A 14146-nucleotide genomic window follows, 5' to 3' on the forward strand; every position below is an offset into this window, starting at 1 on the left:
CCACAACGCCTGTTGCTGACCGGCAAGAACGGCCGCAGCCGTTCCCACTCGGCATCCGTCAGATCGCCCCGCCCCATGTCCACATCAACGACACGAGTGCGGAGTAGTCACATGATCGGCCGGACAAGTCCTAGGAGTTTCCACCGGCCGGGTGCCCGCGGGCGCCTGGCCGGAGCCGTATCCCCCGCTCGCCGCCGACCGATTGTCAGTGGTGCCCTCTACGGTTTTCGTGAAGGCGAGAATCGCGAGGGGGAGTTGTGACGGCGATCGGGGCAGGGGACGGGCGCGCGCCCGTGTGGCGCGGGGGCTTCGGGCGGCTGTGGAGCGCTGCCGTGCTCTCCGGCTTCGGTGACGCGCTGCGGACGGCCGCGCTGCCGCTGCTCGCTGCCTCGCTGACCGACCGGCCGCTGCTCATCGCCGCCGTGACCGCCTGCGGCTTCCTCGTGGCCGCCGCGCTGGTCGCCTCCCTGCGGACCGCCGCGCCCGAGCGCACGCCGGGACCCGCGGGCAGCACCCTGCGCCGGGACATCACGGACGGGCTGCGCATCCTGTGGCGGGACCGCGCCCTGCGCGGTCTGTGCGTCTCCACCGCCCTGTGCAACACCGGCATGGGCGCCCTGATCGCCACCCTGGTGGTCCTCGTGACCGGCTGGCTGGACGCGGGCAGCGGCGGATACGCGGCGGCGGTCACCGCGTACACCCTCGGCGGCCTGGCCGGGGGAGTGGCGAACCGGTGGATCACGCCCGCGCTCGGCACGCTGCGGACCGTGCTGCTCGCCGGCGCCGCGCAGACCGGCGCGCTCGTCGTCATGGGCACCGTGCGCAGCCTGGCCGCGCTGGTGGCGGCCCTCGCCGTCTTCGGGTTCATGGGCATGCTGTGGAACGTCAACAGCACCACCCTGATGCAGCAACGCGCCCCCGCCGACATGCTCGGCCGGGTCGGCGCCGCCTTCCGCACCCTGGCCGTCGCCGGGGCCCCGCTGGGCGCGCTCCTCGGCGGTGCCGCGGCAACGGCCTGGGGCCTCAACGCGCCGGCCCTGCTCACGGCCGCGTTCTTCGTCCTGTCCGTCCTGGCACTGATACCGGTCCGCACGGAGGACGTACCCGTTGTCGCGCCGCACGACGGCGTCACGGCGGCTCACGCCGCGCGGTGATCAATTAGGTTGGAACAGCTGGGACAGGCACGAAAGAAGGCTGAAGTCGGAAATGAACGCAGACGGCCGTACCAGGCTCAACCAGACGCCCGAATGGACCGCTCTCGCCAAGCACCGCGAGGAGCTGGCCGGCACCCATCTGAGGGAGCTGTTCGCCGCCGACCCCGCGCGCGGCACCGGATACACGCTCCGGGTCGGCGACCTGTACATCGACTACTCCAAGCACCTGGTCACCGACGAGACGCTGCGGCTGCTGCGCGAGCTGGCCGCGGCGACGGACGTCTTCGGCCTGCGGGACGCCATGTTCCGCGGCGAGAAGATCAACGTCACCGAGAACCGGGCGGTGCTGCACACCGCGCTGCGCGCCCCGCGCGACGCGGTGATCGAGGTCGACGGCGAGAACGTGGTCCCGGCCGTGCACGCCGTGCTCGACAGGATGGGCGACTTCGCCGAGCGGGTCCGCTCCGGCGCCTGGACCGGCCACACCGGCAAGCGCATCCGGAACGTGGTGAACGTGGGCATCGGCGGTTCCGACCTCGGCCCCGCGATGGCGTACGAGGTGCTGCGCAGCTTCACCGACCGTGACCTGACCGTCCGCTTCGTCTCCAACGTGGACGGTGCCGACCTGCACGAGGCCACCCGGGACCTGGACCCGGCGGAGACGCTGTTCATCATCGCCTCCAAGACCTTCACCACCATCGAGACCATCACCAACGCGACCTCCGCGCGGCAGTGGCTGCTGGCCGCGCTCGGCGACGAGTCCGCGGTGGCCAAGCACTTCGTGGCGCTGTCCACGAACGCCGAGAAGGTCGCCGGGTTCGGCATCGACACGGCCAACATGTTCGAGTTCTGGGACTGGGTCGGCGGGCGGTACTCGTACGACTCCGCGATCGGCCTGTCGCTGATGATCGCCATCGGCCCGGACCGCTTCCGCGAGATGCTCGACGGTTTCCGGATCGTCGACGACCACTTCCGCACCGCGCCCGCCGAGGCCAACGTACCGCTCCTGCTCGGGCTGTTGGGCATCTGGTACGACAACTTCCACGACGCCCAGTCGCACGCCGTGCTGCCGTACAGCCACTACCTCTCCAAGTTCACGGCCTACCTCCAGCAGCTGGACATGGAGTCCAACGGCAAGTACGTCGCCCGGGACGGCAAGCAGGTCGACTGGCAGACCGGCCCGGTGGTGTGGGGCACGCCCGGCACCAACGGGCAGCACGCGTATTACCAGTTGATCCACCAGGGCACCAAGCTGATCCCGGCGGACTTCATCGGCTTCGCCCGCCCGGTCGGCGAGCTGAGCGAGGAACTGAAGGCCCAGCACGACCTGTTGATGGCCAACTTCTTCGCCCAGACCCAGGCGCTCGCCTTCGGCAAGACCGCCGAGGAGGTCCGCGCGGAGGGCGTGGCCGAGGAACTGGTCCCGCACAAGACCTTCCAGGGCAACCGGCCGACCACCACGATCCTCGCCCGGGAGCTGACCCCGTCGGTGCTCGGCCAGCTGGTCGCCCTCTACGAGCACAAGGTGTTCGTCCAGGGCGCGGTGTGGAACATCGACTCCTTCGACCAGTGGGGCGTGGAGCTGGGCAAGGTCCTCGCCAAGCGCGTCGAGCCCGCGCTCACCGAGGGCGCCGACGTCCCCGGTCTGGACGCGTCGACCAAGACGCTGGTCGCCACGTACCGGGAGCTGCGCGGCCGGAGCTGACCCGCGGCGGGAGCCGGCCGTCCGGCCGCGGCGACCACCGGCTGTGTGCTTTCCCCGCTGATCGCCTAGGGTTCCGCTGATCCAGGGGAGGAAGCACAGATGAAGCGCAGGGGGTTCGCCGCGGCCGTCACGGTGGCCGTGGTGGCCGTGACGGCGGCGGGTTGCGGAAGCGGGCACCAGCCGTGGGACGCCGGGCCGGACGCCGGGCGGGTCCGTCCGACGGCCACGGCGGAGGCAGCGGAGGACTACGCCGGGCCGGAGGACGTGCCGGAGCGGCTCGCGGCGGACGGGACGACCATTCTGGTCGGCGATCCCAAAGCCCCGGTGACCGTGCATCTGTACGAGGACCCGAGGTGCCCGGTGTGCGAGGAGTTCGAGGTCAGGGGCGGTGCTCCGGAGCTGCGCGACGCCTCGGTACGCCGAGAGGTGAAGATCGAGTACACGCTCGCCTCCTTCCTGGACGACCGGGTCGGCGGCTCCGGATCCGAGAAGGCGGTCAACGCCCTGCGGGCCGCGCTGGACGCCGGCAAGTTCGCCGAGTACCACGACGTGCTCTACGCCCATCAGCCCGAGGAGAGCGTCGACGGATTCACCGACGCCTACCTCCTCAAGCTGGCGGGGCGGATAGAGGGGCTGCGCGGGCCCGAGTTCGACTCGGCCGTGAGGACCATGAAGTACCGGTCGTTCGTCACCGCGTCCGAGGAGGCGTACGAGCGGGCGGGCGGCGAGAAGGATCCGCGGGGACCGGGCACGCCGACCGCGGACATCAACGGCGTCCGCGTCCCGGGCGAGTACAACGGGTTGCTCTTCGACGGCGCCGTCTTCGCCGAGCTGCTGTCCGGCGTCGGGGACAACCCCGAGATGTGGAGCGACTCGTTCTTCGACACTCTGGGCGCCCCGGGTTCCGGCTCGGCCTGACGGAGTGCTCAGGCCACCGCGCTCAGCGTGTCCGCGAGGCGTCGACGGGCTGCGCGGGAGGCGGGCAGGGTGGCCAGTGCCGCCGCTCCCAGCACGGCGGCCGTGCCCAGCAGGAGCAGCAGACCGGGGGAGGGGGACTGGGCGATGCCGGCGCCGATGCCGCTGGAACCGCCCTGGGCGTCGATCAGCCGGCGGGCCAGCGGCAGCCCCAGCGCCGTACCGGCGACGACCGCGGCCAGGACCGTACAGCTCGTCGCCGTCACGGTGATCGCGGTGATCTGCCGCGGGGACATGCCGATCGCCCGGAGAGCGAGCACGTCCCGCTCGCCCTCGCGGACGCTGCCGCCGATCGCGGTGAGCAGTTCGACCAGCCCGATGAGGGCCAGGACGGCGATCAGGCCGGCGACGACGCCGCGCAGCGGGGAGAGCCCGTCGGCGGGGTTCGTGACCGGATGCACCTCCAGGTGGCCGCGGCCGGCCGAGGCGAGCGCGGCGGCCACACGGTGCGGGTCGGCGCCCGGGCGCAGCCGCAGTTCGTAGAAGGCCGGGGCCGGCTGCGGGTCGTTCTCGCGGAGGGTGTCCAGGGAGGTCGTGACGACCCGGCCGGCGTTGCGCGGTTCGAGGGCGCGGCCGACGATGTGCAGGATCTGCGGCCGGTCGCCCACGGTCATCCGCACCCAGTCGCCGACCCGCGCGTGCAGCAGGTCGAGCAGGCCCTGGCCGGCCACCGCCTCGTCCGGCCCCCGGGCCGCGCGGCCCTCGGCGAGGGCGTAGGGGTAGGGCTCGGCGCGCGTGCCGATGCCGCGCAGGGCGATGGTGCCGGTCTGGCCGGGGACCAGCGCGGCCACCTCCACGCCCGGGTAGGCGGCGTCGACCCGGGGATCACCGGTCAGCACGGCCCGTACGCCGGAGGGGGCCAGGTCGCCGTCCGAGCGGACGGTGAGCGCCGTCGGCAGCCCGACCCGTTCCGGGCTGCTGTGCAGACGGTCGAGGGTGGTCCAGGCGCTCAGCGCCACGACGATGAGCACCAGCGGCAGGGTCAGCCGGGCCACGGTGGCCAGCGACCGGCCGCGTCCCGCGAACGCCTTGTGGCAGCCGAGGACCAGCGCGGCCGGCAGCCGCAGGCCGAGGGCGAGGCGGGCCGGCCCGGTCAGCCGGCCGCCCCCGGGCGCGGCCGGGCGCGGTACCGGAACCGGCGGCACCCGGCCCGCCCGCCAGGCCGCGAGCCCCGTGGTCAGGCCGATGAACAGCACCACGCCCGCCGGCACCGCGCACAGCGCCAGGGTGTGCCCGGGCAGCCCCTGCCACACCCCCACCGCGTCCCCGAGCCGCCCCGGGACCCGGCTGCCCAGCCCCTCGGTGAGGGCCGCCGCGGCCACGGCACCGAGCAGGGCGTACGCCAGGTGCTGGAGCAGGAAGATCCGGACCACCTGGCCGGGTGTGAAGCCGATCGCCTTCAGCACCGACAGGTCCCGCAGGTGCCCGCGGATGCGGGTGGCGATCGCGCCGTGCACCGCGAACCCGGCGGCGATCAGGGCGCCCAGGCCGAACAGCCCGAGCACCTGGCCCAGCAGCCGGCCCGCACCCTGTGCCTCGGCCCGGGCCTGCCGCCAGGTGGAGACCTCACCGACCGCGCCGGCGCCGAGGACGGTGACGGCGCGCTGGACGGCGTAGTCCGTGTCGGCCGGATCGCCGAGCCGCAGCCCGATGACCTGGCCGGCCGGGGCACGCACCGCCGACGGCAGCGCCCACACCAGTCCGGGCTGTTCGCCGGGGCGGTACGGGGGTTCGGCGCTGTCCGCGATGCCCTCGACGGTGAGGGTGCGGGCGGTGCCGGGCAGGCTCAGGGTGTCGCCGGGCTCGGCCAGCAGGGCGCGGGCCAGGCTGCTCTCCAGCACCACGCCGTCCGGTGCGTCCGGATCCAGCCAGCGCCCGGCGGTGAGCAGGGGCCGGCCGACGGAGGGCAGGCCCGGGGTGCCGCGCAGTTCCACGGCGGCGCGGGTGCCGCGGGCGGCGACGGTGGCGGACTCGGTGCGGTAGGGACCGGCGACGGAGCCGACGCCGTCGAGCCGGGCCAGCTTCCCCGCGTCGGCGGAGCGGGCGGTGTGCAGCCACACGTGCGCCCCGCGTGCCTCGGCGAAGGTGCGCTCCCAGGGGTTCGTGGCGTAGCCGAACAGGGCGGTGGCCAGCAGCAGCGAGGCGACGACGCCGGCGGTCGCCAGCATCAGGAACAGCGCCTCGCCGCGGTGGGCGCGCAGGTCGGAGTGGGCCCAGCGCAGGGTGGCTCGCACGTCCCTCGGGTCCGGCACGGTCAGTCCCTCAGCTCCAGCACCCCGGAGATCCCGCCACGGCGGGGCGGCGGGGTGTCGTCCAGGGTCGCGTCGTCGGCTATGCGGCCGTCGAAGAAGCTGATCACCCGGTCCGCGGCGCTGGCCAGCCGGGCGTCGTGGGTGACCAGGACGATGCTCTGGCCGCGTCCGTGGAAGCGGGTCAGCAGCCGCATCACCTCGCGGGTGCCCTTGCTGTCCAGGCTGCCGGCCGGCTCGTCCGCGAGCAGCAGCGGCGGATGGTTGACCAGCGCCCGGGCGAGCGCGACCCGCTGCTGTTCGCCGCCGGACAGCTCGCCCGGCATGCTGCGCTCCTTGCCCTCCAGGCCCAGCTCGGCCAGGAGCGCCTCCCGTTCGGCGCGGGCCTTCTTCGGCGGGACGCCGGCGAGCAGGGCGGGCAGTTCGACGTTGTCGGCGACGGACAGGTTCGACACCAGGTTGAAGAACTGGAAGACGAACCCGATGGCCTTCCTGCGCTCCACCGCCCAGCGGGCCTCGCCGAAGGAGTCGGTGCACCGGCCGTCGAGCCAGACGCTGCCCCGGTCCGGCCGCTGCAGCCCGCCGAGCAGGTGCAGCAGCGTGGACTTGCCCGCTCCGGACGGCCCGGTGATCGCCACGAACTCGCCCCGGGCCACGCTCAGGTCCACCCCGCGCACGGCGTGCGCGGGCGCGCCCTCGCCATGGTGGGTCTTGACCAGGCCCTCGGCGCGAAGAACCGGAGTGCCCTCGGCCCGCGGAACCGGAGTGTCCTCGCTCATTCCAGTTCCTCCTGGCACCGCTCCAGCCAGTCGAGGTCGGCCTGCAGGTGCAGCATCGCGCCCTCGATCAGCAGGTGGGCGATTCGGTTCTCCCGGCTCTCGGCCGCGGCCAGCTTCGACAGGTTGCGCATGGTGGTGAGGTACTGGCGCCGTTGCTTGTTGATGAGGGCGATCTGGTCGGCGAGACCGGTCTGCGGGGCGAGGGCGAGTTTCATGAAGAACTCGTCCCGCACCCGCGGCTCGTCCTCGGTCTCCTCGAACCAGGCGTGCAGCGCCTCACGCCCGGCGTCGGTGAGCTGGTAGACCTTCTTGTTGGGCCGGCTGGACTGCTCGACGTCCTCGCCCTCGATCAGCCCGGACTTCTCCAGGCGGCCGAGGGTGACGTAGATCTGGCCGACGTTCGGCTGAGGGTACGCGGCGCCCAGCAGTTGCTCAAGGTCCTGCTTCAGCTCGTAGCCGTGGGCCGGGCCACGGGCGAGGAGTGCCAGGAGGTGCAGACGCACTCGTGCTGTCCTCCTGTCTGCTCCATGTGCTCCACGCCCTAGTATCGCGCATACCTAACAGGTATACATGGCCTCTGTCCGCGGGCGAGGGTGCCCGGGGTGCCGGTGTACAGGGAGGAACCTATGCGGTGGATACGCACCGCCGGTAGGGGCCTTCTCGTTCTCGTCGTGATCCTGGCCGGGTACGTCGCCTCCGGCGCCCGTGCCGACGAGGCCGGCGGAGGCGGCCGCGGCCCGCTCACCCTGGCCACGGCCGGTGACCTGACCGGCTATCTCGGTCCGCTGCTCCAGGGCTGGAACCGCACCCATCCCGGCGAGCGGGTCACCCTGGTCGAGCTGCCGGACTCGGCCGACGAGACGCACGCGCAGATGACGACCGACCTGCGCGGCGGCGACCGTGGCCGGTTCGACGTGCTGAACATCGACGTCGACTGGACCTCCGAGTTCGCGGCGGCCGGCTGGATCCGCCCGCTGCCCCGCGACCGCTTCCCCCTGGGCAGCTTCCTGCCGCCGGTCGTGGACACGGCGACATACGACGGACGGTTGTACGCGGTCCCGTATGTCACGAACGCCGGACTCCTCCTGTATCGCAAGGACATTCTCGACAAGGAAGGTGTGTCTCCTCCGCACACCTGGGCCGAGCTGGAGCGCGACGCGAAGACCCTCGCGCCGAAGTACGGACTCGACGGGTACGCGGGCCAGTTCCTCCCGTACGAGGGCCTCACCGTGAACGCGGCCGAGGCGGTGTACTCGGCGGGCGGCACCATCCTCGGCGGTGAGGGCACCCGGGTCACCGTCGACTCGGCCGCGGCCCGCGAGGGCATCGGCTTTCTCGCCCGGGGCATCCGCGAGGGCTGGATCCCGAGGCGGGCGCTGACGTACAAGGAGGAGGAGTCCAAACAGGCCTTCCAGGACGGCAGGCTGCTCTTCCTGCGCAACTGGCCCTATGCCTACGCCGTCGCCTCGGAGGCGGGCTCGAAGGTCGCCGGGAAGATCGGCGCCGTGCCGCTGCCGGGCCCCCACGGCCCGGGGACCAGTGTCCTCGGCGGGTCCAATCTCGCGGTCAACGCCCGTGCCCGGCACCCGGACTCCGCCGCGCGCCTGATCGCCTACCTCACCAGCGCGCCCGTGCAGCGCCAGGTGCTCACCCGGGGCGCGCTGCCGCCCGTGCGCGCCTCGCTGTACGAAGACCCCGTGCTGACCAGGCGGTTCCCGTACCTGGCGACCCTGCGTACGGCCGTCCTCACCGCCCGGCCGCGCCCCAAGAGCCCGCACTACGACCAGGTCAGCCTGGCCGTGCAGGCGGTCGTGCAGGACGCGCTCACCGGGCGCCAGACGCCCGGGCAGGCCGTGCGCCGGCTGGCGCGCGAACTCGACGCCATCGCCCGCCGATAGACGGCCGTCGGCTACTTCGCTAGTTACTTGTTAGGTAACGCTGATATCTCAACTGGCGTGCGGATGTCCTGTTAGCATCCTGTTTGTCACCCCAACTCCCCGGTAACCGCTGTTCTTTTCGTTGACACGGTCGCGACACGCCTACCTAACATGCATGCATGTTGAGTACGCACCACTGGTGGCGGGACGCCGTGATCTACCAGGTCTACGTCCGTAGCTTCCTGGACAGCACCGGCGACGGCATCGGTGATCTCGCGGGCGTCCGGGCCGGACTGCCGTACCTGAAGAAGCTCGGCGTCGACGGGATCTGGCTGAGCCCCTTCTACCCCTCGCCGCAGCACGACCACGGCTACGACGTGGCCGACTACCGCGACGTCGACCCGGTCTTCGGCGATCTCGCCGAGTTCGACCTGCTGATGGCGGCGGCCCGGCGGCTCGGCGTCAAGGTGCTGCTCGACATCGTCCCCAACCACTGTTCCAGCGAGCACCCGTGGTTCCGCGAGGCGCTGGAGAGCGAGCCCGGCAGCCCGTCCCGCGCCCGCTTCCACTTCGCCGACGGCCGCGGCCCCGACGGCGGCGAGCCGCCCAACAACTGGCACGCCATGTTCGGCGGCCCGGCCTGGACCAGGGTCGCCGACGGCCAGTGGTACCTGCACATGTTCACGCCCGAGCAGCCCGACTGGAACTGGCGCAACCCCGAGATCCCCGACGAGTTCGACCGCGTCCTGCGGTTCTGGCTGGACCGGGGCGTGGACGGCTTCCGCATCGACGTCGCCGCCGGCCTCTTCAAGCACCCGGACCTGCCCGACTCAGACGACCCGGAGGCCGACGCCCGCACCCGCGACTCGGTCAACCCGCTCGCCTGGAACCAGCCGGAGGTGCACGAGGTGTGGCGCCGCTGGCGCGCCATCTGCGAGGAGTACGGCGCCGGGGACGGCCGCGAGCGCCTGCTCGTCGGCGAGGTCTCCGTCCCCACCGCCCGCGAACACGCGCTGTACGTCCGCCCCGACGAACTCCACCAGGCCTTCTTCTTCGACCTGCTCGGCGCCCCCTGGGACGCCGACGCCTTCCGCAAGGTCATCTCCGAGGCCATGGAGGACATCGCCGGCACCGGCTCCACGGTCACCTGGGTCCTCAACAACCACGACCAGGTCCGCACCGTCACCCGCTACGGAGAACCGGCCCCCGGCGGCAGCGGTCTCGGCGCCGCCCGCGCCCGCGCCGCCGCGCTGCTGATGCTGGCGCTGCCCGGAGCCGCGTACATCTACCAGGGCGAGGAGCTGGGTCTGCCCGAGGTCGTCGACCTGCCCGACGACGTCCTCACCGATCCGATCTTCCGGCGCACCGGGAGCCGCGCCCGGATCCGCGACGGCTGCCGGGTCCCGCTGCCCTGGTCCGGGCAGGCCTCCCCGTTCGGCTTCACCTCCGGAGCGGAGGGCGCCAAACCCTGGCTGCCGCAGCCCGACTACTTCGCCGAGTACGCCACCGACCGTGCCCTCGCCGACACCCGCTCCTTCTGGCACCTGTACCGGGACGGCCTCCAACTGCGCAAGTCCCTGCCGCAGTTGGGCGAGGGCCCGCTGGAGTGGCTGGACAGTCCGCCGGGCGTCCTCGCCTTCACCCGCGGCGACGGCCTGGTCTGCGCCGTCAACTTCGGTACGGCGGGCGCCCCCGCGCCCGTCTCCGGCACCCCCCTGCTCTCCAGCGGCCCCTGCCCGCCCGGCGTCCTGCCCGGCGCCACCGCGGCCTGGTGGCTGAACGACCTCTGATCACCCCTCCCGACTGAAAGGTCCGTCAACGATGATGCGACGACGTACGACCCTGCTCACCGGCTGCACCGCCCTCGTCCTCGCCCTCTCCGCCACCGCCTGCGGCGGCGGAGAGGTCTCCGCGGGCGGCGGCGACAAGGCGCTCAGCGGCCAGACCGTCACCGTGGCCGGCGTCTGGTCCGGCAGCGAGCAGAAGAACTTCCAGAAGGTGCTGGACGCCTTCACCGAGAAGACCGGCGCCACGACCCGGTTCGTGTCCACCGGCGACAACGTCTCCACGGTCGTCGGCAGCAAGATCGAGGGCGGCAACGCGCCCGACGTCGTGATGGTCCCGCAGGTCGGCGTCCTGCAGCAGTTCGCGAAGAAGGGCTGGCTCAAGCCGCTCTCGCCGACCGCCCGGCAGACCGTCGACGCCGACTACGCGCCCGTCTGGAAGAAGTACGGCAGCGTCGACGGCACCCTCTACGGCCTCTACTTCAAGGCCGCCCACAAGTCCACGGTCTGGTACAGCCCCGACGCCCTCGCCCAGGCCGGGGTCAAGCCCCCGAAGACGTACGACGAGCTGCTCAAGGCCGGGCACACCGTCTCCGACTCCGGCCTCGCCGCCTTCGCGGTCGCCGGACAGGACGGCTGGACCCTGACCGACTGGTTCGAGAACGTCTACCTCTCCCAGGCCGGCCCCGAGAAGTACGACGCCCTGGCCACCCACAAGCTCAAGTGGACCGACCCCACGGTGGTGAAGGCGCTCACCACCCTCGGCAAGCTCTTCAAGGACAAGCAGCTCGTCGCCGGCGGCCAGAAGGAGGCCCTGAACACCGACTTTCCCGGATCGGTGGAGAAGGTGTTCGGCCCCGAACCGAAGGCCGGCATGGTCTACGAGGGCGACTTCGTCGCCGGTGTCGCGCACGACCAGTTCGGCAAGGCCATCGGCAAGGACGCGGACTTCTTCCCCTTCCCCGCGGTCGACGGCGGCACCGCCCCCGTGGTCAGCGGCGGTGACGCGGCCGTCGTCCTCAAGGACGGCAAGAACGCCAAGGCCGGCATGAAACTCCTGGAGTACCTGGCCACCCCCGAGGCCGCGGCCGTCTGGGCGAAGGCCGGCGGCTTCCTGTCCCCGAACAGGAAGCTCGACCTCGCCTCATACGGCGAGGACGTCACCCGTGCCACCGCCAAGTCCCTCGTCGGCGCCGGCGACTCGGTCCGCTTCGACATGTCGGACCAGGCCCCGGCGGCCTTCGGCGGCACCAAGGGAACCGGCGAGTGGAAACTGCTCCAGGACTTCCTGCGCGACCCGTCGGACCCGAAGGGCACCGCGGCGAAGCTCGAAGCCGCGGCGGCCAAGGCCTACCAGGACTGAGAGCGGCAGCACACCATGACCGCCACCACTGTTTCGAAGCGGCAGGCGGGCCCGCGGGCCGCCGCCGGCCCGGCGCCCGCGCGCCGCGGCCGGCGGCGCGGCCGGCTGATCGCCCTGCTCTTCGTCTTCCCCGCGCTGCTCCTGCTCGGCGCGCTCGTCGTCTACCCGGTGCTGTTCTCCGTCGGCCGCAGCTTCTTCGACGCCTCCGGCACCCGGTTCGTCGGCGGCGACAACTACACCGAGATGTTCCGCGACCCGGCCACCCTGAAGGCCATCCGCAACACCACCATCTGGGTCGTCGTCGCCCCCGCCCTGCTCACCGGACTCGGCCTGATCCTGGCCGTCCTGGTGGAGAAGGTCCGCTGGGCGACCGCCTTCAAACTGCTCCTCTTCATGCCCATGGCGGTGTCCTTCCTCGCCGCCGGCATCATCTTCCGGCTCGCCTACGACGAGGACCCCGACAAGGGCGTGCTGAACGCGGCCGTCGTCTCCGTCCACGACGCCTTCCAGGGCACGTCGACCTACCCGACGGCCCGCGGCCGCACCGGACTGCTCACCCAGGACCCGGACGGCTCCTACCGTACGACCGCTCACCCGGGAGGACCGGTCACGCTCCCCATGGTCGGCGTCCTGCCCAAGGACCTGCCCGCCCGGGCCGAGCCCGCCGCACCGGCCCCGCACACGGCCGGACCCGGCGAACTGCGCGGTGTCGTCTACCTGGACTTCACCCCGGGCGGGGGAGGAAAGCAGGGCAGGGTCGACCCCAGGGAGAGCGGCCTGCCCGGCATGGAGGTCGAGGCGCTGCGCGGCGGAAAGACGGTCGCGAGCACGACGACCGCCGCCGACGGCTCCTTCCGCTTCACCGGACTGCACGACGGCTCCTACACGGTGAAGCTCCCGAGGTCGAACTTCGCCACGCCGTACCAGGGCGTCTCCTGGCTCGGCCCGACCCTCGTCACCCCGGCGATCATCGGCGCCTACCTGTGGATCTGGACCGGCTTCGCGATGGTCCTGATCGGCGCGGGCCTCTCCACGCTCCCGCGTGACGCCCTGGAGGCCGCCCGGATGGACGGCGCCAACGAGTGGCAGATCTTCCGCCGGATCACCGTTCCGCTGCTCGCGCCCGTCCTCACCGTGGTCTTCGTGACCCTCGTGATCAACGTGATGAAGGTCTTCGACCTCGTCTACATCATCGCGCCGGGACCGGTGCAGGAGGACGCCACCGTCCTCGCCACCCAGATGTGGCTGGTCTCCTTCGGCGGCGGCAACGACCAGGGCCTCGGCAGCGCCCTCGGCGTGCTCCTGCTGCTGCTGGTGATCCCCGCGATGGTCTTCAACGTCCGCCGCTTCCGCAACAGCCAACGATGAGGAGTCAGCGATGAACGCGATCAGGAGAGGCCTGGGCAGCGCCCTGGTGCAGGCGTTCCTGGTGGTGATCGGCCTGGTCTGGCTGACCCCGCTGGCGGGCCTGTTCGTTTCCTCCCTCCGCTCGGCCCAGGACACCGCCAAGGGCGGCTGGTGGACGGCGCTGGCCGCCCCCGGTCAGCTGTCCTTCGACAACTACACGGCGCTGCTGAAGAACGCGGGCATCACGCAGGCCTTCTGGAACACCGTGCTGATCTCGGTGCCGGCCACCACCCTGGTCGTCGTCCTCGCGGCCCTGGCCGGATACGCCTTCGCCTGGCTGGACTTCCCGCTCCGCGAACCCCTGTTCCTGCTGGTGGTGGCCCTGTTGGTGGTGCCGGTGCAGATCGGTCTGCTGCCCGTCGCCAAACTCTTCGGCGCGCTGGGCCTGTTCGGCACGATCCCCGGGGTCGTCCTCTTCCACGTCGCCTACGGCCTGCCCTTCGCCGTCTTCCTGCTCCGCAACTACTTCGCGGACATACCGAAGGAGATGCTGGAGGCGGCCCGGATGGACGGCGGCAGCGAGTGGCGCATCTTCACCCGCCTCGTCCTGCCGGTGGGCCGCCCGGCGATCGCCTCGCTCGCCATCTTCCAGTTCCTGTGGGTCTGGAACGACATGCTGGTCGCCCTGCTCTTCGCGGACAGCTCGTCCCAACCGCTGACCGTGCAACTCCAGTCCCAGATCCGCCAGTTCGGCAGCAACATCGACGTCCTGGCCCCGGGCGCGTTCCTGTCCCTGATCGTGCCCGTGGTGGTGTTCTTCGCCTTCCAGCGGCACTTCGTGCAGGGCGTGATGGCGGGATCGGTCAAATAGAAGCGGCGGGGGCCGAAACCCCCGCCGCGACTACACGGATCC

At 71.9% G+C, this 14146-nt stretch carries 11 protein-coding genes; 8 read left to right on the plus strand and 3 right to left on the minus strand.

Annotated features, from left to right (window positions below):
* Nucleotides 1-257: 257 nt before the first annotated feature.
* The 3 genes from ACZ7N4_RS30060 (at nucleotide 258) to ACZ7N4_RS30070 (ending at nucleotide 3777) form a co-directional block, all read left to right on the plus strand.
* Nucleotides 258-1154: an MFS transporter gene (locus ACZ7N4_RS30060; RefSeq protein ID WP_471364150.1), complete on the plus strand. Its 897-nt coding sequence runs from the start codon at nucleotides 258-260 to the stop codon at nucleotides 1152-1154.
* Between the two features lie 52 nt (nucleotides 1155-1206).
* Nucleotides 1207-2859, plus strand: coding sequence for a glucose-6-phosphate isomerase (gene pgi / locus ACZ7N4_RS30065; protein WP_471364153.1), 1653 nt, complete (start codon nucleotides 1207-1209; stop codon nucleotides 2857-2859).
* A gap of 99 nt (nucleotides 2860-2958) precedes the next feature.
* Entirely contained in the window at nucleotides 2959-3777 is an 819-nt protein-coding gene (locus ACZ7N4_RS30070) for a DsbA family protein (RefSeq protein WP_471364157.1), read from the plus strand.
* Nucleotides 3778-3785: 8 nt separating this feature from the next.
* Here the strand turns inward: ACZ7N4_RS30070 and ACZ7N4_RS30075 are convergent, their stop codons facing one another.
* From ACZ7N4_RS30075 to ACZ7N4_RS30085, 3 genes are read right to left on the minus strand one after another with little or no spacing between them, the layout of a single operon-like run.
* On the minus strand, nucleotides 3786-6068 hold the full coding sequence (locus tag ACZ7N4_RS30075; protein WP_471364508.1) for an ABC transporter permease: 2283 nt from the start codon (nucleotides 6066-6068) through the stop codon (nucleotides 3786-3788).
* A 20-nt stretch (nucleotides 6069-6088) separates the two neighbouring features.
* Complete coding sequence (locus tag ACZ7N4_RS30080; RefSeq protein WP_471364158.1) at nucleotides 6089-6862, minus strand: ABC transporter ATP-binding protein; 774 nt, start codon at nucleotides 6860-6862, stop codon at nucleotides 6089-6091.
* Nucleotides 6859-7365, minus strand: a complete 507-nt coding sequence (locus ACZ7N4_RS30085) for a PadR family transcriptional regulator (protein ID WP_471364162.1) — start codon at nucleotides 7363-7365, stop codon at nucleotides 6859-6861. The genes ACZ7N4_RS30080 and ACZ7N4_RS30085 overlap by 4 nt, the downstream gene beginning before the upstream one ends.
* A 123-nt stretch (nucleotides 7366-7488) precedes the next feature.
* Here ACZ7N4_RS30085 and ACZ7N4_RS30090 point away from each other — a divergent pair, with 123 nt between their 5' ends.
* The 5 genes from ACZ7N4_RS30090 to ACZ7N4_RS30110 all read left to right on the plus strand — a co-directional run bounded on the left by ACZ7N4_RS30090 (nucleotide 7489) and on the right by ACZ7N4_RS30110 (nucleotide 14104).
* Nucleotides 7489-8760: an ABC transporter substrate-binding protein gene (locus ACZ7N4_RS30090; protein ID WP_471364166.1), complete on the plus strand. Its 1272-nt coding sequence runs from the start codon at nucleotides 7489-7491 to the stop codon at nucleotides 8758-8760.
* Between the two features lie 158 nt (nucleotides 8761-8918).
* On the plus strand, nucleotides 8919-10529 hold the full coding sequence (locus ACZ7N4_RS30095) for a glycoside hydrolase family 13 protein (protein ID WP_471364168.1): 1611 nt from the start codon (nucleotides 8919-8921) through the stop codon (nucleotides 10527-10529).
* Nucleotides 10530-10560: 31 nt separating this feature from the next.
* The gene (locus ACZ7N4_RS30100) at nucleotides 10561-11886 is read left to right on the plus strand and encodes an ABC transporter substrate-binding protein (RefSeq protein ID WP_471364173.1); all 1326 of its coding nucleotides are present in this window, start codon (nucleotides 10561-10563) and stop codon (nucleotides 11884-11886) included.
* A gap of 15 nt (nucleotides 11887-11901) precedes the next feature.
* Nucleotides 11902-13254, plus strand: a complete 1353-nt coding sequence (locus tag ACZ7N4_RS30105; protein WP_471364176.1) for an ABC transporter permease — start codon at nucleotides 11902-11904, stop codon at nucleotides 13252-13254.
* Between the two features lie 10 nt (nucleotides 13255-13264).
* Nucleotides 13265-14104, plus strand: a complete 840-nt coding sequence (locus ACZ7N4_RS30110) for a carbohydrate ABC transporter permease (protein WP_471364180.1) — start codon at nucleotides 13265-13267, stop codon at nucleotides 14102-14104.
* The last annotated feature ends 42 nt before the right edge of the window (nucleotides 14105-14146 follow it).

Source organism: Streptomyces sp. NPDC107654 (assembly GCF_055639035.1).